At 48.5% G+C, this 17,133-nt stretch carries 30 protein-coding genes; all 30 read left to right on the forward strand.

The window, feature by feature from the left end; translation table 11 throughout:
* The first annotated feature begins 28 nt into the window (after nucleotides 1-28).
* The 30 genes from rplP (at nucleotide 29) to KNP67_RS13875 (ending at nucleotide 16,741) form a co-directional block, all read left to right on the forward strand.
* The gene (rplP, locus tag KNP67_RS13730; protein WP_016508922.1) at nucleotides 29-466 is read left to right on the forward strand and encodes a 50S ribosomal protein L16; all 438 of its coding nucleotides are present in this window, start codon (nucleotides 29-31) and stop codon (nucleotides 464-466) included.
* Nucleotides 453-656 (forward strand): 50S ribosomal protein L29, encoded by a 204-nt coding sequence (rpmC, locus tag KNP67_RS13735; protein WP_012727669.1) that lies wholly within the window; start codon nucleotides 453-455, stop codon nucleotides 654-656. Before rplP ends, rpmC begins: the two co-directional genes overlap by 14 nt.
* Before the next feature lie 33 nt (nucleotides 657-689).
* Nucleotides 690-950, forward strand: coding sequence for a 30S ribosomal protein S17 (gene rpsQ / locus KNP67_RS13740; protein WP_021066611.1), 261 nt, complete (start codon nucleotides 690-692; stop codon nucleotides 948-950).
* Nucleotides 951-993: 43 nt separating this feature from the next.
* Entirely contained in the window at nucleotides 994-1,362 is a 369-nt protein-coding gene (rplN, locus tag KNP67_RS13745; RefSeq protein ID WP_012727667.1) for a 50S ribosomal protein L14, read from the forward strand.
* Between the two features lie 37 nt (nucleotides 1,363-1,399).
* Nucleotides 1,400-1,708, forward strand: coding sequence for a 50S ribosomal protein L24 (rplX, locus tag KNP67_RS13750; protein WP_021066612.1), 309 nt, complete (start codon nucleotides 1,400-1,402; stop codon nucleotides 1,706-1,708).
* Between the two features lie 32 nt (nucleotides 1,709-1,740).
* Nucleotides 1,741-2,280: a 50S ribosomal protein L5 gene (gene rplE, locus KNP67_RS13755; protein ID WP_016508927.1), complete on the forward strand. Its 540-nt coding sequence runs from the start codon at nucleotides 1,741-1,743 to the stop codon at nucleotides 2,278-2,280.
* A gap of 20 nt (nucleotides 2,281-2,300) precedes the next feature.
* The gene (rpsN, locus tag KNP67_RS13760) at nucleotides 2,301-2,570 is read left to right on the forward strand and encodes a 30S ribosomal protein S14 (RefSeq protein ID WP_021066613.1); all 270 of its coding nucleotides are present in this window, start codon (nucleotides 2,301-2,303) and stop codon (nucleotides 2,568-2,570) included.
* 31 nt (nucleotides 2,571-2,601) lie between these two features.
* Nucleotides 2,602-3,000, forward strand: coding sequence for a 30S ribosomal protein S8 (gene rpsH / locus KNP67_RS13765; protein ID WP_021066614.1), 399 nt, complete (start codon nucleotides 2,602-2,604; stop codon nucleotides 2,998-3,000).
* 33 nt (nucleotides 3,001-3,033) lie between these two features.
* Nucleotides 3,034-3,573, forward strand: a complete 540-nt coding sequence (gene rplF / locus KNP67_RS13770) for a 50S ribosomal protein L6 (protein ID WP_021066615.1) — start codon at nucleotides 3,034-3,036, stop codon at nucleotides 3,571-3,573.
* 34 nt (nucleotides 3,574-3,607) lie between these two features.
* Nucleotides 3,608-3,970, forward strand: a complete 363-nt coding sequence (gene rplR, locus KNP67_RS13775; RefSeq protein ID WP_012727661.1) for a 50S ribosomal protein L18 — start codon at nucleotides 3,608-3,610, stop codon at nucleotides 3,968-3,970.
* 20 nt (nucleotides 3,971-3,990) lie between these two features.
* Entirely contained in the window at nucleotides 3,991-4,491 is a 501-nt protein-coding gene (gene rpsE / locus KNP67_RS13780) for a 30S ribosomal protein S5 (protein ID WP_021066616.1), read from the forward strand.
* A 15-nt stretch (nucleotides 4,492-4,506) separates the two neighbouring features.
* A complete protein-coding gene (gene rpmD, locus KNP67_RS13785; RefSeq protein ID WP_021066617.1) occupies nucleotides 4,507-4,692 on the forward strand; it encodes a 50S ribosomal protein L30 in 186 nt (61 codons plus the stop codon).
* Between the two features lie 31 nt (nucleotides 4,693-4,723).
* A complete protein-coding gene (gene rplO, locus KNP67_RS13790) occupies nucleotides 4,724-5,164 on the forward strand; it encodes a 50S ribosomal protein L15 (protein ID WP_021066618.1) in 441 nt (146 codons plus the stop codon).
* Nucleotides 5,164-6,453 carry a preprotein translocase subunit SecY gene (secY, locus tag KNP67_RS13795; RefSeq protein ID WP_021066619.1) on the forward strand — a complete coding sequence of 430 codons (1,290 nt, stop codon included), beginning with the start codon at nucleotides 5,164-5,166 and terminating at the stop codon, nucleotides 6,451-6,453. The genes rplO and secY overlap by 1 nt, the downstream gene beginning before the upstream one ends.
* A 78-nt stretch (nucleotides 6,454-6,531) precedes the next feature.
* Nucleotides 6,532-7,182: an adenylate kinase gene (locus KNP67_RS13800; RefSeq protein ID WP_029594431.1), complete on the forward strand. Its 651-nt coding sequence runs from the start codon at nucleotides 6,532-6,534 to the stop codon at nucleotides 7,180-7,182.
* Nucleotides 7,179-7,937, forward strand: a complete 759-nt coding sequence (gene map / locus KNP67_RS13805) for a type I methionyl aminopeptidase (protein ID WP_021066621.1) — start codon at nucleotides 7,179-7,181, stop codon at nucleotides 7,935-7,937. The genes KNP67_RS13800 and map overlap by 4 nt, the downstream gene beginning before the upstream one ends.
* A 105-nt stretch (nucleotides 7,938-8,042) precedes the next feature.
* Nucleotides 8,043-8,261: a translation initiation factor IF-1 gene (gene infA, locus KNP67_RS13810; protein ID WP_021066622.1), complete on the forward strand. Its 219-nt coding sequence runs from the start codon at nucleotides 8,043-8,045 to the stop codon at nucleotides 8,259-8,261.
* A gap of 30 nt (nucleotides 8,262-8,291) precedes the next feature.
* Complete coding sequence (rpmJ, locus tag KNP67_RS13815; protein WP_003156543.1) at nucleotides 8,292-8,405, forward strand: 50S ribosomal protein L36; 114 nt, start codon at nucleotides 8,292-8,294, stop codon at nucleotides 8,403-8,405.
* 19 nt (nucleotides 8,406-8,424) lie between these two features.
* Entirely contained in the window at nucleotides 8,425-8,790 is a 366-nt protein-coding gene (gene rpsM / locus KNP67_RS13820; RefSeq protein ID WP_021066623.1) for a 30S ribosomal protein S13, read from the forward strand.
* A gap of 16 nt (nucleotides 8,791-8,806) precedes the next feature.
* The gene (gene rpsK / locus KNP67_RS13825) at nucleotides 8,807-9,202 is read left to right on the forward strand and encodes a 30S ribosomal protein S11 (RefSeq protein ID WP_021066624.1); all 396 of its coding nucleotides are present in this window, start codon (nucleotides 8,807-8,809) and stop codon (nucleotides 9,200-9,202) included.
* Nucleotides 9,203-9,294: 92 nt separating this feature from the next.
* Complete coding sequence (locus tag KNP67_RS13830) at nucleotides 9,295-10,239, forward strand: DNA-directed RNA polymerase subunit alpha (RefSeq protein ID WP_021066625.1); 945 nt, start codon at nucleotides 9,295-9,297, stop codon at nucleotides 10,237-10,239.
* Nucleotides 10,240-10,263: 24 nt separating this feature from the next.
* Nucleotides 10,264-10,617: a 50S ribosomal protein L17 gene (gene rplQ, locus KNP67_RS13835; RefSeq protein ID WP_012727650.1), complete on the forward strand. Its 354-nt coding sequence runs from the start codon at nucleotides 10,264-10,266 to the stop codon at nucleotides 10,615-10,617.
* Between the two features lie 69 nt (nucleotides 10,618-10,686).
* Nucleotides 10,687-11,523, forward strand: a complete 837-nt coding sequence (locus KNP67_RS13840) for an energy-coupling factor transporter ATPase (RefSeq protein WP_021066626.1) — start codon at nucleotides 10,687-10,689, stop codon at nucleotides 11,521-11,523.
* Nucleotides 11,499-12,377, forward strand: coding sequence for an energy-coupling factor transporter ATPase (locus KNP67_RS13845; RefSeq protein ID WP_021066627.1), 879 nt, complete (start codon nucleotides 11,499-11,501; stop codon nucleotides 12,375-12,377). Before KNP67_RS13840 ends, KNP67_RS13845 begins: the two co-directional genes overlap by 25 nt.
* Nucleotides 12,374-13,165 (forward strand): energy-coupling factor transporter transmembrane component T family protein, encoded by a 792-nt coding sequence (locus tag KNP67_RS13850; RefSeq protein ID WP_021066628.1) that lies wholly within the window; start codon nucleotides 12,374-12,376, stop codon nucleotides 13,163-13,165. The genes KNP67_RS13845 and KNP67_RS13850 overlap by 4 nt, the downstream gene beginning before the upstream one ends.
* The gene (gene truA, locus KNP67_RS13855) at nucleotides 13,162-13,902 is read left to right on the forward strand and encodes a tRNA pseudouridine(38-40) synthase TruA (RefSeq protein ID WP_214756837.1); all 741 of its coding nucleotides are present in this window, start codon (nucleotides 13,162-13,164) and stop codon (nucleotides 13,900-13,902) included. The genes KNP67_RS13850 and truA overlap by 4 nt, the downstream gene beginning before the upstream one ends.
* 154 nt (nucleotides 13,903-14,056) lie before the next feature.
* Nucleotides 14,057-14,494 carry a 50S ribosomal protein L13 gene (gene rplM, locus KNP67_RS13860; RefSeq protein ID WP_021066630.1) on the forward strand — a complete coding sequence of 146 codons (438 nt, stop codon included), beginning with the start codon at nucleotides 14,057-14,059 and terminating at the stop codon, nucleotides 14,492-14,494.
* A gap of 25 nt (nucleotides 14,495-14,519) precedes the next feature.
* Nucleotides 14,520-14,912, forward strand: coding sequence for a 30S ribosomal protein S9 (rpsI, locus tag KNP67_RS13865; RefSeq protein WP_021066631.1), 393 nt, complete (start codon nucleotides 14,520-14,522; stop codon nucleotides 14,910-14,912).
* Nucleotides 14,913-15,054: 142 nt separating this feature from the next.
* A complete protein-coding gene (locus KNP67_RS13870) occupies nucleotides 15,055-16,086 on the forward strand; it encodes an Mrp/NBP35 family ATP-binding protein (RefSeq protein ID WP_021066632.1) in 1,032 nt (343 codons plus the stop codon).
* A gap of 34 nt (nucleotides 16,087-16,120) precedes the next feature.
* Nucleotides 16,121-16,741 (forward strand): KinB-signaling pathway activation protein, encoded by a 621-nt coding sequence (locus tag KNP67_RS13875; protein ID WP_251130882.1) that lies wholly within the window; start codon nucleotides 16,121-16,123, stop codon nucleotides 16,739-16,741.
* Nucleotides 16,742-17,133 lie beyond the last annotated feature (392 nt).

Genomic DNA, 17,133 nt, shown 5'->3' on the forward strand with positions numbered 1-17,133 from the left:
CACTCTTTCAGGAAGGAGGCAACACACTATGTTGTTACCTAAACGCGTGAAATATCGTCGTGTACACCGTGGTAAAATGCGCGGAAATGCAAAACGCGGCACAACAGTTCATTTCGGTGAATTCGGTCTCCAATCGCTCGAAGCGAGCTGGATCACAAACCGTCAAATCGAATCAGCACGTATCGCAATGACACGTTATATGAAACGTGGTGGTAAAGTGTGGATCAAGATCTTCCCACACAAGCCATACACGAAAAAGCCTCTCGAAGTCCGAATGGGTTCGGGTAAAGGTGCTCCAGAAGGCTGGGTAGCTGTAGTTAAGCCTGGCAAAGTTATGTTTGAAATCGCGGGTGTATCTGAGGAAGTAGCACGTGAGGCGCTTCGTCTTGCTGCACACAAACTTCCAGTTAAATGTAAGTTCGTGAAACGTGAAGAAAATGGTGGTGATACGAATGAAAGCAACTGATCTCCGTCAATCAACAACTGAAGAGCTCAACGGTAAAGTAGGCGAGTGGAAAGAAGAACTCTTTAACCTTCGTTTCCAATTGGCTACAGGTCAGCTTGAGAATCCTGCTCGTATCCGTGAAGTACGCAAGTCGATTGCGCGTGCTAAAACGATTCTTCGTGAACGCGAACTCGGCATCAACAACGGCTAATCTAATCGGATTCTTTAAGAGGAGGTAACACTCATGGAACGCAATAAGCGTAAAGTACTCACTGGACGCGTCGTGTCTGACAAAATGGACAAAACGATCGTCGTTGCAGTTGAAACAAAAGTACGTCATAAGCTTTATGGCAAACGTGTAAACTACACGAAGAAATTTAAAGCACACGATGAGAACAATGTCGCTAAAATCGGCGATGTGGTACGCATCGCGGAAACACGTCCGCTTTCTAAAGACAAACGTTTCCGTCTCGTAACAGTAGTAGAAGAGTCAGTAATCATCTAATAACAGTTCGGATCTATAAACATCCGGAGGGAGGTACACTCGCATGATTCAACAAGAATCTCGCTTGAAAGTAGCAGACAACTCTGGCGCGCGTGAACTGTTGACAATTAAAGTCCTCGGTGGTTCAGGTCGTAAGACTGCCAACATCGGTGACATTATCGTCGCAACGGTAAAACAAGCAACACCAGGTGGCGTTGTTAAAAAAGGTGACGTTGTCAGAGCAGTTGTCGTTCGTACAAAACGCGGCGCTCGTCGTAAAGATGGTTCGTACATCCGTTTCGATGAGAACGCAGCAGTCATCATCAAAGATGACAAGAGCCCACGCGGCACTCGGATCTTCGGGCCAGTTGCACGTGAACTTCGTGAAAAAGAATTCATGAAGATCGTTTCGTTGGCACCGGAAGTACTTTAATTTCCAATTTCAATCCTATAAGGAGGTGCGCAAAACGATGCATGTTAAAAAAGGCGATACAGTCCAGGTAATGTCTGGTAAAGATAAAGGCAAGCAAGGGGTTATCCTCAAAGCTATGCCAAGCAAGAACCGCGTAGTCGTAGAAGGTATCAACGTGATTAAAAAACACTCGAAACCATCACAAGCGAATCCACAAGGCGGTATCCTTGAAATCGAAGCACCAATTCACGTCTCGAACGTCATGCCACTCGACCCTAAAACGGGCAAACCAACTCGCGTTGGTTTCAAAGTAGTCGATGGTAAAAAAGTTCGTGTCGCGAAATCGGGCGAAGTACTCGATAAATAAGAAGAACGTGACGAAAGGAGGTCCATTCGACTATGAACCGTTTGCAAGAGAAGTATAAAAGCGACATCGTGAAAGCGATGATGGATAAATTCAACTATGACTCAGTTATGCAAGTCCCACAGGTCGACAAGATCGTCATCAACATGGGTGTAGGTGACGCTGTTTCGAACTCGAAGGCTCTTGACATGGCAGTGGAAGAATTATCAATTCTTTCTGGTCAAAAACCACTCGTAACGAAGGCTAAGAAATCAATCGCTGGTTTCAAACTTCGTGAAGGCATGCCAATCGGTGCGAAGGTTACTCTTCGTGGCGAGCGTATGTACGATTTCCTCGACAAATTGGTAACTGTTTCACTTCCACGTGTACGCGACTTCCGCGGTGTATCGAAGAAAGCATTCGACGGACGCGGTAACTACACGCTTGGTGTGAAAGAGCAACTTATTTTCCCTGAGATCGATTACGATAAAGTAACAAAAGTACGCGGTATGGATATCGTTGTTGTTACAACAGCGAACACAGACGAAGAAGCTCGTGAATTGCTCACACTTCTCGGAATGCCATTCCAAAAATAATCTAAAGGGAGGTCGACAACATGGCTAAAAAGTCAATGGTGAATCGCGAACAAAAACGCGAGAAACTCGTTGCCCAGTACGCTGAGAAACGTGCACAATTGAAAGCTGAAGGCGACTACATCGGACTCAGCAAATTGCCACGTAACTCTTCACCTGTGCGTCTTCATAACCGTTGCCGCATCACAGGTCGTCCACATGGTTACATGGGTAAATTCGGGATCAGCCGTATCAAGTTCCGTGATCTTGCATACAAAGGTCAAATCCCTGGTGTTAAAAAAGCAAGTTGGTAATCCACTAACAGTGTGAAAGGAGGTACATCGCATGGTAATGACAGACCCAATTGCAGATATGCTTACACGTATCCGTAACGCTAACATGGTTCGCCATGAAAAATTAGAGCTTCCAGCTTCTAATATCAAACGTGAGGTTGCAGAGATCCTCAAGCGTGAAGGTTTCATTCGCGATGTTGAATATATCGAGGACGCTAAGCAAGGTACACTTCGTTTGTTCCTTAAGTACGGAGCAAGCAACGAACGTGTTATCACTGGTCTCAAACGCATTTCGAAACCAGGTCTTCGTGTATACGCAAAAGCAGATGAAGTACCAAAAGTACTCGGAGGACTCGGTATCGCAGTTCTTTCGACATCAAAAGGTCTTATGACTGATAAAGAAGCTCGCCAACAACAAGTCGGCGGCGAAGTGCTCGCCTACATCTGGTAAGTCACTTTTCTAACAAGAACGGAGGTGTAATCAATGTCACGTATTGGTAAAAAACCAGTTACGATTCCAGCTGGCGTTACTGTATCGGTTGCAGAAGACAACACGGTCACAGTAAAAGGTGCTAAAGGTGAACTTTCGCTTTCAGCTAACCCAGCCTTGGAAATCAAAGTTGAAGAAAACGAATTGACTGTTGTTCGTCCGGATGACTCGAAAGAGAACCGTACGATCCACGGTACGACACGTGCCCTTATCGCCAACATGGTGGAAGGTGTGTCTAACGGATTCCAGAAAACACTTGAGATCTCAGGGGTTGGTTACCGTGCAGCTAAGCAAGGTAACAAACTCGTCCTCAGCCTCGGTTACTCGCACCCAATCGAGTACGTTGCTGAAGAAGGTATCGAGATTGAAGTTCCTTCAAACACGCAAATCATCGTTAAAGGGATTAACAAAGAGCGCGTCGGTCACGTTGCAGCTCAAATCCGCTCGTACCGTGCTCCAGAACCTTACAAAGGTAAAGGTGTTCGTTACTCTGATGAACGTATTCGCCGTAAAGAAGGTAAGACTGGTAAGTAATTCGTCACGAAATGAACGGAAAGGAGTGGCATAAATGATCACAAAAGCAGACAAAAATGCAGTTCGTAAGAAACGTCATGCTCGTGTACGTCGTACGATTACGGGGACAGCAGCTCGTCCACGTTTGAACGTATTCCGCTCGAGCAAGCACATCTACGTTCAACTCATCGATGATGCAGCACAAACAACGCTTGTGTCAGCATCTTCGAAAGATAAAGCTCTCGATCTTACAAACGGCGGCAACGTTGAAGCAGCGAAAGCTGTTGGTAAACTTGCAGCTGAACGTGCACTCGAGAAAGGTATCGACACTGTTGTGTTCGACCGTGGTGGATACCTCTATCATGGCCGCGTCAAAGCTGTTGCTGAAGCAGCTCGTGAAGCAGGTCTTAAATTCTAACAAAAAGGAGGGGACACTCGATGCGCCAGTTAGACGTTAACATGGAACAACTTGAAGAACGCGTTGTTACCGTAAACCGCGTCGCGAAAGTCGTGAAAGGTGGCCGTCGCTTCCGTTTCGCCGCTCTCGTCGTCGTAGGTGACAAGAATGGTCACGTCGGTTTCGGTACAGGTAAGGCACAAGAGGTGCCAGAAGCGATCCGCAAGGCTATTGAAGCCGCTAAGAAAAACATGGTTCAAGTACCGATGGTTGGTACAACAATTCCACACGAAATCACAGGAGTATTCGGAGCAGGTCGTGTATTCATGAAACCAGCTTCTGAAGGTACTGGGGTTATCGCAGGTGGACCGGTTCGTGCAGTGCTCGAACTTGCAGGTGTAGGTGACATCCTTTCGAAATCGCTTGGATCTAACACACCAATCAACATCGTCCGTGCGACGGTTAAAGGCTTGACAGAGCTTAAAAAAGCAGAGGAAGTTGCTAAACTACGCGGTAAAAGCGTAGAAGAACTTCTTAAATAAGGGAGGGAATTAGACATGGCGAAACTCGCAATCACCCTCACACGCAGCACTATTGGTCGTCCTGAGGATCAGCGTGTAACAGTACGTACACTCGGTCTTCGTAAAATGCATCAGACTGTCGTTGTCCCTGACAACGTAGCGATGCGTGGTATGATCAAAAAGGTGTCGCACCTTGTGACTGTAAACGAAATCAACGAATAATAAAGATCTTACTAAATAAGGAGGTGCCACTATGAAACTCCATGAATTGAAGCCAACTCCAGGTTCGCGTCACGAACGCAACCGTGTCGGTCGCGGTATGGCGACTGGTAACGGTAAAACTTCTGGCCGTGGACATAAAGGTCAAAAAGCTCGTTCGGGCGGTGGCGTTCGTCCAGGATTTGAAGGTGGGCAAAACCCACTTTACCGTCGTCTTCCAAAACGCGGTTTCAACAACCCTACTCGTAAAGAGTATGCAGTTGTTTCCCTAGACACGCTTAACCGTTTCGAAGCAGGTACTGAAGTTACTCCAGAACTCTTAATCGAGACTGGTGTTGTCAGCTCTGCTAAAGACGGAATCAAAGTACTTGCTAACGGCAAGCTTGAAACAAAATTGACTGTAAAAGCCAACAAATTCTCGGGTGCAGCGAAAGAAGCGATCGAAGCAGCTGGCGGTTCAGTTGAGGTGATCTGATGTTTCAGACGATCTCCAATATGTGGCGCGTGAAAGATATTCGACAGCGTATTCTCTTCACACTCGCAATCATCATCATTTTCCGCATCGGGGCCCATATCCCGGTGCCGATGGTGAATACGGATGTGTTGCGTTTTGACTCAGGAGGTCTACTCGACTTCTTGAACTTGTTTGGAGGAAATGCTTTACAGAACTTCTCCCTGTTCGCAATGGGGATCATGCCGTATATTACGGCATCGATCGTTGTGCAGCTCTTACAAATGGACGTCGTTCCGAAGTTTGCCGAATGGGCAAAACAAGGCGAGTCTGGACGTAAAAAGCTAGCGACGGTCACGCGCTATGGGACGATCATCTTAGGGTTTATTCAAGCGACTTCATTGTCGTTTGGATTTAACCGCCTCTATCCAGGTCTCGTCAATGAGACGTGGGGCACGGCAACCTATTTCGTGATCGCGATCGTACTGACTGCCGGTACGGCGTTCTTGATGTTCCTTGGTGAGATGACGACGGAGAAAGGTGTTGGGAATGGTATTTCCATCATTATCTTCGCCGGTATCGTCGCTGGGTTCCCAAGAATCTTCACGCAGATTTATGAGACGAAGCTCCAAAATGCTGGAGATGCGTTATTCATTAACATCGTTTACTTGGTTGTACTATTGCTCGTTATCCTTGCGGTGACCATGGGGATCATTTATGTTCAACAGGCCGCTCGCAAAATTCCGATTCAATACGCAAAACGCACGGCGAACCGTACCCCTGTGGGCGGACAGTCGACGCACTTGCCAATCAAACTAAACGCTGCCGGTGTCATCCCGGTTATCTTCGCGATTTCCTTCATGGTGACACCACCAACTGTTGCAAGCTTCATTGCTTCTCCGGAAACGACGCAGAAGTTGCAGACCTACTTCGATACGACAGCTCCAATCGGAATGTCAATCTACGTAGCGCTCATCATCGCATTCGCTTACTTCTATACATTCATTCAGGTCAATCCTGAACAGATGGCAGAAAACCTGCAGAAGCAAGGTGGCTATATTCCTGGGATTCGTCCTGGGGCGCAAACAGAACAGTACATCACGAAGTTGCTCTATCGTTTGACATTCTTCGGAGCGATTTTCCTATCGCTCGTTGCGATCATGCCGACAATCTTCATTAAGCTTGCCGGTCTCCCAACTTCGGTGCAAATCGGAGGAACGAGCTTGTTGATCGTGATCGGGGTAGCCCTCGAAACGATGAAACAAATCGAAAGTCAACTTGTAAAACGACACTACAAAGGCTTTATCCGTTAAAGCGGAAGGAAGGGTACACCCTTCCTTCCTGTCGTGTTTACGACGTGTTGTGAAAATCAAAACTGGAGGCTAACTGAGATGAATCTAGTACTCATGGGCTTACCGGGTGCAGGGAAAGGGACTCAAGCGGCTAAAATCGTCGAAGAGTACCAAATCCCACACATTTCGACAGGCGACATGTTTCGTGCGGCAATCAAAGGCGGAACGCCACTCGGCAAAGAAGCAAAATCGTTCATGGATAAAGGCGAACTCGTACCGGATGAGGTAACAATCGGAATCGTACGTGAGCGTTTGAGTCAAGATGATACGAAAAACGGCTTCCTACTCGATGGATTCCCGCGTACTGTTGCTCAAGCAGAGGCACTCGAAAGTTTGCTTAAAGATTTGGGAAAACAGATTGACCATGTCGTGAATATCGATGTGGATGCGGAAATTCTCGTCCCGCGTTTGACAGGTCGTTGGATCTGCCCAACGTGCGGTGCGACATATCATGTGATCTTCAACCCACCTAAAGTGGAAGGCATCTGTGATGTGGATGGGTCGGCTCTCATGCAACGTGAAGACGATAAAGAGGAAACGGTCCGCCGTCGCCTTGACGTCAACATCGAGCAATCGAAACCACTCATTGACTTTTACGCTGAAAAAGGGTATCTTCGTACATTGGATGGAGATCGTCCAATCGATGTCGTATACGCCGATGTCAAAGCGTTACTCGGTGGTACTGAATGATCATCACGAAGACGCCTCGTGAAATAGCGATTATGCGTGAGGCTGGGCAAATTGTTGCTCGAACACACCAGGTGCTCAAAGAGCACATCAAACCAGGTATTACGACGCTTGAGCTCGACCGGATCGCGGAAGAATACATTCGCAGCCAAGGTGCGACACCGTCGTTCAAAGGCTACAACGGGTTTACCGGTAGCGTTTGTGCTTCAGTGAACGAAGAGCTTGTTCATGGGATTCCCGGAAAGCGGGTATTGAACGATGGAGATATCATCTCAATCGACATCGGTGCCTACTATAACGGATACCATGGAGATTCCGCTTGGACGTATCCAGTGGGAACAATCTCAGCAGAGACGCAGCAGTTACTTGACGTAACTGAAGAAAGTCTGTATAAAGGATTGGAGCACGCTAAGGCTGGGCAGCGTCTGACAGACATTTCGCATGCGATTCAAGCGTATGTGGAATCTCATGATTTCTCTGTCGTCCGCGAATACGTCGGTCATGGTGTCGGACAAAATTTGCATGAAGAACCGCAAATTCCGCACTATGGTCCACCGGGGAAAGGGCCGCGCCTGAAGACTGGAATGACGTTAGCCATTGAACCAATGGTCAATGCTGGTCAACGCTATGTTCGAACACTGGCTGACAACTGGACAGTTGTGACAGTGGACGGTAGCATGTGCGCCCACTTTGAGCACACCATCGCCATCACAGACGATGGATACGAGATTTTAACGAAACTCGATTCCGGTGAATGAGGCTCTATTGCTTCGTGCTGATCCGTAACGGATCCTTCTCTCACAGTACAATGCGATAGATCGTCTGTGCTCCTAAATATCTTCATATAGAAAGGGGAATAAATGATGGCGAAACAAGATGTCATTGAAGTGGAAGGCACTGTTGTCGAACCACTTCCAAACGCAATGTTTAAAGTGGAGTTAGAAAACGGCCACACGGTGCTCGCGCACGTCTCAGGGAAAATTCGGATGCACTATATTCGAATCCTTCCAGGTGACCGCGTAACTGTCGAGTTGTCTCCGTACGACTTGACTCGCGGGCGGATTACGTACCGTTACAAGTAACTCCGATTTTTCCAGGAGGAGGGTATAATCATGAAAGTAAGACCGTCGGTAAAACCGATCTGCGAAAAATGTAAAGTTATTCGTCGTAAGGGTAAAGTAATGGTAATTTGCGAAAACCCGAAACACAAACAAAAACAAGGTTAATCTAAGAGGAGGTGCACACATGGCACGTATTGCTGGTGTAGATATTCCACGCGAAAAACGTATCGTTATTTCGCTCACATACATCTTTGGTATTGGTAAAACAAGAGCACAAGAAATTTTGAAGACTGCAAACGTATCTGAAGATTCACGCACACGTGATTTGACAGAAGACGAAATCAACCGTATCCGTGAAGCAATTGACGGAATCAAAGTTGAAGGTGACCTTCGTCGTGAAGTTTCACTCAACATTAAACGTTTGATCGAGATCGGCGCTTATCGCGGTGTTCGTCACCGTCGTAGTCTCCCTGTTCGCGGACAAAACACGAAGAACAACTCGCGTACTCGTAAAGGCCCACGCCGTACAGTAGCGAACAAGAAGAAGTAAAGGAGGGAATTGAACAATGGCGAAACGTAAGCAAAATGTACGTTCAAAACGTAAAGTCAAAAAACATGTTGAAGTCGGTGTGGTACACATCCGTTCTACTTTCAACAACACAATCATTACAATCACTGACACGCAAGGTAACGCGATCTCATGGGCTACTTCTGGTAACCTTGGATTTAAAGGATCACGTAAATCGACTCCGTTCGCAGCACAATTGGCTGCTGAAACTGCAGCGAAAGTTGCAATGGACAACGGTATGCGTACAGTAGAAGTTAACGTTAAAGGTCCTGGTGCTGGACGTGAAGCGGCTATCCGTGCCCTCCAAGCTACTGGTCTTGAAGTAACTGCAATCCGTGACGTAACACCAGTTCCGCACAACGGTTGCCGCCCTCCAAAACGTCGCCGCGTATAATCGCTTGTGCGTGTGAAGGGCTTACCTAGCACAAACAGCATATACAATGCAGCTCGCGCTGCATGGCAGGATACACTCAAGGAGGGGTTCAGATGATCGAGATTGAAAAACCAAAGATCGAAACGGTCGAAATCAGCGAGGATGCTACGTTTGGTAAATTCGTGGTGGAACCGCTTGAACGTGGATATGGCACTACTCTCGGCAACTCACTACGTCGAATTCTTTTGTCATCGCTCCCTGGTGCAGCGGTAACAGCGGTTCAAATCGATGGCGTACTTCATGAGTTCTCTACGATTGACGGAGTCGTCGAAGACGTCACGCAAATCGTACTTAACCTCAAGAAGTTAGCACTCAAAGTGTACTCGGACGAAGAGAAAACGCTTGAGATTAACGTTTCAAGTGCCGGTGCTGTCACTGCGGCAGACATTACCCATGATAGCGACGTTGAAATCTTGAATCCTGAGCTCCACATCGCGACTCTCGCTGACAACGCGACGCTTCGCATGCGTTTGACTGCTCGCCGTGGTCGTGGTTACGTCCAGGCAGAAGATAACAAACGTGATGATATGCCGATTGGCGTAATTCCAATCGATTCGATCTACACACCGATTCAACGCGTGAACTACGAAGTAGATAAAACACGTGTCGGTCAAGATGCTAGCTTCGATAAGCTTCTATTAGACGTGTGGACAGATGGTTCAATCCGTCCGGAAGAAGCGGTATCGCTCGGGGCGAAAATTTTGACAGAACACTTGAACATCTTTGTTGGCTTGACTGACGAAGCTCTCAATGCAGAAATTATGGTCGAGAAAGAAGAAGACCAAAAAGAAAAAGTACTCGAAATGACGATTGAAGAACTCGATCTCTCAGTTCGTTCGTACAACTGCTTGAAGCGCGCTGGCATCAACACGGTTCAAGAACTCGCAAACAAATCAGAGGAAGAGATGATGAAAGTTCGTAACCTCGGACGTAAATCACTCGAAGAAGTTCAACTCAAGTTGGACGAACTCGGTTTGGGCTTGCGTAAAGAAGACTAAGTTCAAAAGAAGGAGGGAAATGTAATGGCTTATTCGAAACTCGGCCGTACAAGCTCGCAACGTAAGGCACTTTTACGTGATCTTGCAACTGACCTTATTATCAACGAGCGCATTCAAACAACTGAACAAAAAGCGAAAGAACTTCGCCCAGTCGTTGAAAAATTGATCACTCTTGGGAAACGTGGCGATCTTCATGCCCGTCGTCAAGTAGCTTCATTCGTTCGCAAAGAGAACGCTGGAGAAAAAGACGCAATCCAAAAATTGTTCGAAGACGTGGCACCACGCTACGCTGAACGTCAAGGTGGATACACACGCATCATGAAAGTCGGCCCACGCCGCGGTGACGGTGCGGAAGTCGTAATCATCGAACTCGTCTAATTCATTAGGCAGTCAACAGGGCATGCGGTGACGTATTGCCCTGTTTCCACATCGGAAAGGAGTCGGCAGATGGAATCTCAAATTATGGTACGCGATATCGTGTTTCGTTACCCGGGACAGACCGAGCCAGCCCTCAATGGGTTGTCACTCGACGTATACAAAGGGGAATGGCTCGCAATCGTTGGCCATAACGGTTCTGGCAAGTCGACTTTGACGAAGTTGTGGAATGGGCTTTTGCTTCCTCAAGAAGGAGAAGTCCGGGTTGAGACACTCGATCCAACGGACGCCACAGACGTGTGGGACGTTCGGAAACGGATTGGTGTCGTCTTCCAAAATCCTGACAACCAGTTTGTCGGGGCGACCGTGCGCGATGATGTGGCATTCTCTCTCGAAAACATGGGACTTCCACGTCAAGAAATGGTTCGTCGAATTGATGACAGTCTAGCGCGCGTTGGATTATCGGAACTAGCGGACCGTGAACCGCATCAGTTATCCGGTGGACAAAAGCAGCGTGTTGCGATTGCTTCGGCTCTCGCAATGCGCCCGCATGTCCTCGTGCTCGATGAAGCTACCTCGATGCTCGACCCGATTGGGCGCAAAGAGGTGATTGAAACGGTGCAACAGCTCGTCTCAGAAGGGATGACCGTTGTCGCCATTACCCACGAGCTCGACGAAGTGTTGTTTGCCGACCGTATCATTGCGTTGTCGAAAGGCAAGATTGCGATGACCGGCACACCCGAAGACGTGTTTCAAAATCCGGAGGCGTTACGAGCCATTCAGCTCGACGTACCGTTTATTGTCCGGATGCAACTCGAACTGAAGGAACGGGGCATACCACTCGATCGTCTGATGCTACAACATTCGGAGTTGGTGAACCATCTATGCCGATTAGCATTGAAGAAGTGACTTACCAATATCAATTGAATACTCCGTTTGAACGAACCGCGCTGCGCGATGTGAATGTGATGATTCCGTCGGGGGCGCTTGTTGCGTTTCTTGGCCATACCGGCTCTGGAAAATCAACGCTCGTTCAACATATGAACGGCCTGTTGCGGCCGACAAAAGGTCGTGTCGTCGTCGATGACATCGAAGTCCGTGCAATCACGAAGCGTCGCGATAAAAAGCAAAGCTTACTCCCGCTTCGGCGCCGCGTTGGGCTCGTCTTTCAATATCCGGAACATCAATTATTTGAAGAGACGGTCGAACGCGACGTCATGTTCGGTCCACGTAACTTCGGGGCGTCTGAAGACGAAGCGAAAGAACGGGCTCATGTCGCCTTACGCCTTGTCGGGCTCGATGAAGCGCTTTGGAGCCGTTCGCCGTTCGATCTCTCCGGCGGACAGATGCGCCGTGTCGCCATCGCCGGAGTACTCGCGAGCCGTCCGGACGTTCTCGTTGTGGATGAACCGACGGCAGGGCTCGACCCGCTCGGCCGTCGCGAGATGCTGGCGTTATTCAAACGATTAAAACAAGAACTCGATTTGACACTCATCCTCGTCTCGCACGATATGGATGATGTGTTGGCTTATGCGGAACGTGTCGTCGTCATGGAACGCGGACAGGTCGCCTTTGACGGAGATCCATTCAATTTATTCAAAGACGAGGCGCTCGTCGAGGCGCTCCAGCTCGAGATTCCACACGTGCTCCGTTTCGCTAATGAACTCGCCCCTGTGTTTGGGGTCGCCACACCGTCTCTCCGAACAGAGACTGAATTGGCGGACTGGATTGCGCTCGAGCTAGGAAGGGGGGGAGCGACTTGATTATCGGACAGTACATTCCCGGACACTCGTGGCTCCACACACTCGACGCGCGAGCCAAGACGTTGTTTATCCTCGCCTTCATTCCCATCGTCTTTTTGGCGGATAACTTGTGGACGAACGTATTCTTGCTGGCCTTCACGTTGTTCGCCGTGCGATTGTCTCAACTGTCGTGGCGGTATTTATGGAACGGACTGAAGATGATTCTATTCCTGATCCTATTTACGCTGTTGTTGCAGTTGTTCTTTAATCGCGAGGGAACCGAGTTGATTTCATTCGGACCGTTCGCCATTTATTCGGAAGGTGTCCGCATGGGCTTAATCGTCTCGCTCCGTTTCTTCTATCTCGTCATGTTGACGACGCTCGTGACGCTGACGACGACGCCGATGGAACTGACCGACTCGATTGAGGCCGGGCTCCGTCCGTTAGAGCGGTTCCGGGTACCAGCCCATGAGATCGCCCTCATGTTGTCCATCTCGCTCCGGTTCTTGCCGACGTTGGCCGACGAGACGGATCGGATCATGAAGGCCCAACAGGCAAGAGGGGTCGATTTGAAGAGCGGTCCAATCATGGATCGCCTCAAGGCGGTCGTCCCGCTCATGATCCCTTTATTCGTATCTGCGTTTAAACGTGCTGAGGACCTCGCTACGGCGATGGAAGCTCGAGGGTACCGTGGGGGTGAAGGGCGGACGCGGTTGCGTGAGATGACGTGGCATCGTCGTGATACGGCGTTACTCCTCATCTTTGTCATCGTGACACTCATTCTAATCGGATTGCGAGGGATTGGATGAAACGAATCAAACTGACGGTAGCGTATGACGGGACGCACTATGCAGGCTATCAGGTACAACCGAACGGAAACACGATTCAAGCCGAAGTGGAGGCCGTCTTGGCGCGGATGCATAGCCGAGCCGTGAAAGTCGTGGCCTCGGGCCGTACGGATGCTCGGGTCCACGCGAGAGGGCAAGTCTTGCACTTTGATACGCACCTCTCGATGCCGGTCGACCGGTTCGTCAAAGCGTTGAATGCGATGTTACCGGATGATATCCTCGTCCAAGCGGCTGAAGAAGTCGATGCTTCGTTTCACGCACGGTACGGGGCGAAACGGAAAGAGTATCGCTATTTCTTCCGAGGCGACGCCGATCCGTTCCGACGCCACCATGCCGTGACGGTCACGTATACGCTCGATCATGAGCGGATGCGCCAGGCGCTTCGTCTATTAGTCGGGACCCACGACTTCACGTCCTTCTCGGTGACGAAGGCGGAAGTGGAGGACCGCGTCAGAACAATTTATGAAGCGGAGCTCGTTGAAGCAGGCGATGAGATGTACTTCCGATTCGTCGGCTCGGGCTTTCTCTATAACCAAGTTCGGATTATGGTTGGTACGTTGCTTGAGGTCGGGCGAGGGAAATATGAACCGGCAGATGTGAGTCGAATGCTCGCTTCTAAAGACCGGCGTAGCGCTGGGATTACAGCCCCACCGCACGGTCTATATTTGTGGAATGTGAATTATGAAAAAGTAGATTGACATTCCCCCTATAAAATCGTATTATATTCATTGGCATTTCATTTTCACATTGAGAGATGAACCACAATCTTAGCCCCGTAAACTAGGATTATGATAAAGCATCAAACAAGCACTAAAAAAATTAAGTAAACAGACATTTTAGGAGGTATTCCACATGCGCACGACATTCATGGCAAAAGCATCTGAAGTAGAACGCAAATGGCTCCTTATCGACGCAGAAGGCAAAACACTTGGTCGTTTGACTAGTGAAGTAGCATCACTTCTTCGCGGTAAGCACAAGCCGACTTTCACACCACACGTTGATTGCGGAGACCACGTCATCATCATCAACGCTGAGAAAATCCACTTGACTGGTAACAAATTGAACGACAAGATTTACTACCGTCATTCAGGTCATCCAGGCGGTTTGAAATCACAAACTGCAAAAGAGCTTCTCGCAAAACGTCCAGAGCGTATGCTTGAACTCGCAATCAAAGGGATGCTTCCAAAAGGATCACTTGGACGTCAATCATTCAACAAACTCCACGTTTACGCTGGAGCTGAGCACAACCACGCAGCACAAAAACCAGAAGTTTACGAACTTCGCGGTTAATCGGGACACAGGGAGGAACTAAACGATGGCAGATGTACGTTACTACGGAACAGGCCGCCGCAAACACTCGGTGGCTCGCGTTCACCTCGTTGCAGGTGACGGCAAAGTTGTTGTAAATGGCCGTGATATTTCAGAATACTTCGGTCATGAGACTTTGATCATGATGGCAAAATCACCACTCGTATTGACTGAAACAGAAGGTAAATACGATGTAATCGTTAACGTTAACGGTGGTGGATTCACAGGACAAGCTGGAGCGATTCGCCACGGCGTATCACGTGCGCTTCTTCAAGCGGACCCAGAATTCCGTCCAAGCCTCAAAGAAAAAGGCTTCTTGACTCGTGACGCTCGCATGAAAGAACGTAAAAAATACGGTCTTAAAGCTGCACGTCGCGCACCACAATTCTCGAAGCGTTAATCTTCGAACAATTTGGTTCAAACTCTCTGTCCATTGGGGCGGAGAGTTTTTTTGTTGCTCATGAAATTGTTGCATTCCGTTCCCTCAAGAAAACGCTTTTTTTGATATACTGTTAGCGAGACAGAAATTAGGGGGAAACCACATGCTTACAGTAGAACAAGTTCGTGAAGAATTGGCGGGGTTGATCGATCCAACAATCAACCGTACGCTTGGAGATACAGCTGGCGTGAAGGATATTCGCATTAAAGAAGATTATGTCAGTGTTAAAGTCGCGCTCGGTCAAACCGGGAGCGGGGAACAGCTCCAACTTCAACAAGAGATTGTCACGTTGCTCAAAGGAAAAGGTTTCAAAACGGTCGGCCTCCGCTTCGAGGCGCTCAATGACGAGAGCTTGAAAGAAGCGACAAAGCCGGCAATTCTTCGTGAGAACGCCGGCACGACGTTCATCGCAATCGCATCAGGGAAAGGCGGCGTCGGGAAATCGACGGTCTCCGTCAACTTAGCCGTCGCGCTCGCGCGGGCCGGAAAAAAAGTCGGATTGATTGATGCCGACATTTATGGCTTTAGTGTGCCGGATATGCTCGGAATCGAAGAACGACCAGTCGTACGTGGAGAAAAAATCATCCCGGTCGAGCGGTTCGGTGTGAAAGTCATTTCAATGGGCTTCTTTGTCGAAGATAACGCGCCGGTCATCTGGCGTGGACCGATGCTCGGGAAGATGCTCAATAATTTCTTTAACGACGTCGAATGGGGCGACCTAGATTACTTGCTCCTCGATTTACCCCCAGGAACGGGTGATGTCGCGCTCGATATTCATTCGATGCTCCCGGCATGCCAAGAGTTGATTGTCACGACACCGCATGCGACGGCTGCGTTCGTCGCTGCACGGGCTGGGGCGATGGCGATTAAGACGAACCACAAAGTACTCGGCATCATCGAGAACATGGCGTACTTCGAAAGCAAAGTGACTGGAGAGAAAGAGTATGTCTTCGGTTACGGGGGAGGCGAAAAGTTGTCCGAGGCATTGAAGAGCAAGTTGCTCGCTCAAATTCCGCTCGGTCAGCCGTACGAAAACGAAGAAGACTTTGCCCCATCGGTTTATCGGGACGGGCATCCGTTTGAGAAAACATACGATGGATTGGCACAAGCGGTCATTCAACAGATAGAAGGGTAATGGTTCACAAATGAAGGTACAAGGATTTTTAAGGTTGTTTTGGACGACGCTCGTCTTCGGGACGTTGTTTGGGTTTGTGATGAACTTACTGGCCAATCCAGGTTATTTAGTGAGTCAATCTTGGGAAGCGATCGTCACGGCGCTTAGCTACTCGAGCACGTGGACGGGAATTAGCATGATGGGATTCTTTGCTTATTTGATTGTCCACCGGGTTGGGTTGGACTTGTTCCGAGGACCAAGGTTATGGAATCGCGTGCAAGTGCTATTGATCGCCTTTGCGTTATTTGATGCGGTATATCTTCGCATGCTCGCGTTCGGCAACGATCATATGTGGCGCTATATCGGTGAAATGGTCGTGTTGGTGATGGTATCATGGATTATCGCGACGAGTAAGGCGAAGCAGACGAACGCGAGTGCGTTCATCCCGACGCTCTTCTTGATGATCGTCATCACGTTGATCGAATGGATTCCAGCCCTACAGGCGACGGATGAAATCGCCATCTTGTGGCCGGCGTTAGCGACGCTCGTGTTTGCCAATGCGTATCAAGTCTTGATGCTGCATCGCTTCCAAGCACCTGCTCAGGAAGAGAGCGTCAAACCGTCGACAGCGGGAAAGGCCAAAACGAAGAAACGTGTGTCATCAAAATCATCGTGACAGCGTACTAGTACAAGCTCAGACATTCGTCTGGGCTTGTTTGTTTGAAACGTTCTTTCGTTCAGTTACAGAGCGTAAAACAAAAAATAAAGTTTTTTTAGAAAAACAGTTGACGAAAATAGGGGGCGCTGATATATTAATAAACGTCGCTGCTGTTCACACACGGACAACAGAATGCGAATTAAAAAAATAATAAAAAACGGTTGACTTTAAAAGGTCAAATCGCTATTATTAAAAAGTCGCTAACACGACAACATTTGGTCTTTGAAAACTGAACGATGAGGCAAAAAAAGTTTTACAATGTTTGAATGAAGCGCAAGCTTCGTCATTTTTAAAGAGCTATATCAAATTCTTTGGAGAGTTTGATCCTGGCTCAGGACGAACGCTGGCGG

This window comes from Exiguobacterium sp. s157 (assembly GCF_018618205.1).
GTDB classification, from domain to species: domain Bacteria; phylum Bacillota; class Bacilli; order Exiguobacteriales; family Exiguobacteriaceae; genus Exiguobacterium; species Exiguobacterium chiriqhucha.

Coding starts and splice junctions, on each gene's coding strand:
- rpsH (WP_021066614.1), top strand. CDS start 2,602: ATGGTAATGACAGACCCAATTGCAGATATGCTTACACGTATCCGTAAC.
- rplN (WP_012727667.1), top strand. CDS start 994: ATGATTCAACAAGAATCTCGCTTGAAAGTAGCAGACAACTCTGGCGCG.
- rplF (WP_021066615.1), top strand. CDS start 3,034: ATGTCACGTATTGGTAAAAAACCAGTTACGATTCCAGCTGGCGTTACT.
- rplR (WP_012727661.1), top strand. CDS start 3,608: ATGATCACAAAAGCAGACAAAAATGCAGTTCGTAAGAAACGTCATGCT.
- rplX (WP_021066612.1), top strand. CDS start 1,400: ATGCATGTTAAAAAAGGCGATACAGTCCAGGTAATGTCTGGTAAAGAT.
- infA (WP_021066622.1), top strand. CDS start 8,043: ATGGCGAAACAAGATGTCATTGAAGTGGAAGGCACTGTTGTCGAACCA.
- KNP67_RS13840 (WP_021066626.1), top strand. CDS start 10,687: ATGGAATCTCAAATTATGGTACGCGATATCGTGTTTCGTTACCCGGGA.
- map (WP_021066621.1), top strand. CDS start 7,179: ATGATCATCACGAAGACGCCTCGTGAAATAGCGATTATGCGTGAGGCT.
- KNP67_RS13845 (WP_021066627.1), top strand. CDS start 11,499: ATGCCGATTAGCATTGAAGAAGTGACTTACCAATATCAATTGAATACT.
- rplE (WP_016508927.1), top strand. CDS start 1,741: ATGAACCGTTTGCAAGAGAAGTATAAAAGCGACATCGTGAAAGCGATG.
- rpmC (WP_012727669.1), top strand. CDS start 453: ATGAAAGCAACTGATCTCCGTCAATCAACAACTGAAGAGCTCAACGGT.
- rpsI (WP_021066631.1), top strand. CDS start 14,520: ATGGCAGATGTACGTTACTACGGAACAGGCCGCCGCAAACACTCGGTG.
- rpsE (WP_021066616.1), top strand. CDS start 3,991: ATGCGCCAGTTAGACGTTAACATGGAACAACTTGAAGAACGCGTTGTT.
- rpsM (WP_021066623.1), top strand. CDS start 8,425: ATGGCACGTATTGCTGGTGTAGATATTCCACGCGAAAAACGTATCGTT.
- KNP67_RS13870 (WP_021066632.1), top strand. CDS start 15,055: ATGCTTACAGTAGAACAAGTTCGTGAAGAATTGGCGGGGTTGATCGAT.
- rpsN (WP_021066613.1), top strand. CDS start 2,301: ATGGCTAAAAAGTCAATGGTGAATCGCGAACAAAAACGCGAGAAACTC.
- rpsK (WP_021066624.1), top strand. CDS start 8,807: ATGGCGAAACGTAAGCAAAATGTACGTTCAAAACGTAAAGTCAAAAAA.
- rpmD (WP_021066617.1), top strand. CDS start 4,507: ATGGCGAAACTCGCAATCACCCTCACACGCAGCACTATTGGTCGTCCT.
- rplP (WP_016508922.1), top strand. CDS start 29: ATGTTGTTACCTAAACGCGTGAAATATCGTCGTGTACACCGTGGTAAA.
- truA (WP_214756837.1), top strand. CDS start 13,162: ATGAAACGAATCAAACTGACGGTAGCGTATGACGGGACGCACTATGCA.
- KNP67_RS13800 (WP_029594431.1), top strand. CDS start 6,532: ATGAATCTAGTACTCATGGGCTTACCGGGTGCAGGGAAAGGGACTCAA.
- KNP67_RS13830 (WP_021066625.1), top strand. CDS start 9,295: ATGATCGAGATTGAAAAACCAAAGATCGAAACGGTCGAAATCAGCGAG.
- rplQ (WP_012727650.1), top strand. CDS start 10,264: ATGGCTTATTCGAAACTCGGCCGTACAAGCTCGCAACGTAAGGCACTT.
- secY (WP_021066619.1), top strand. CDS start 5,164: ATGTTTCAGACGATCTCCAATATGTGGCGCGTGAAAGATATTCGACAG.
- rplO (WP_021066618.1), top strand. CDS start 4,724: ATGAAACTCCATGAATTGAAGCCAACTCCAGGTTCGCGTCACGAACGC.
- rplM (WP_021066630.1), top strand. CDS start 14,057: ATGCGCACGACATTCATGGCAAAAGCATCTGAAGTAGAACGCAAATGG.
- rpmJ (WP_003156543.1), top strand. CDS start 8,292: ATGAAAGTAAGACCGTCGGTAAAACCGATCTGCGAAAAATGTAAAGTT.
- rpsQ (WP_021066611.1), top strand. CDS start 690: ATGGAACGCAATAAGCGTAAAGTACTCACTGGACGCGTCGTGTCTGAC.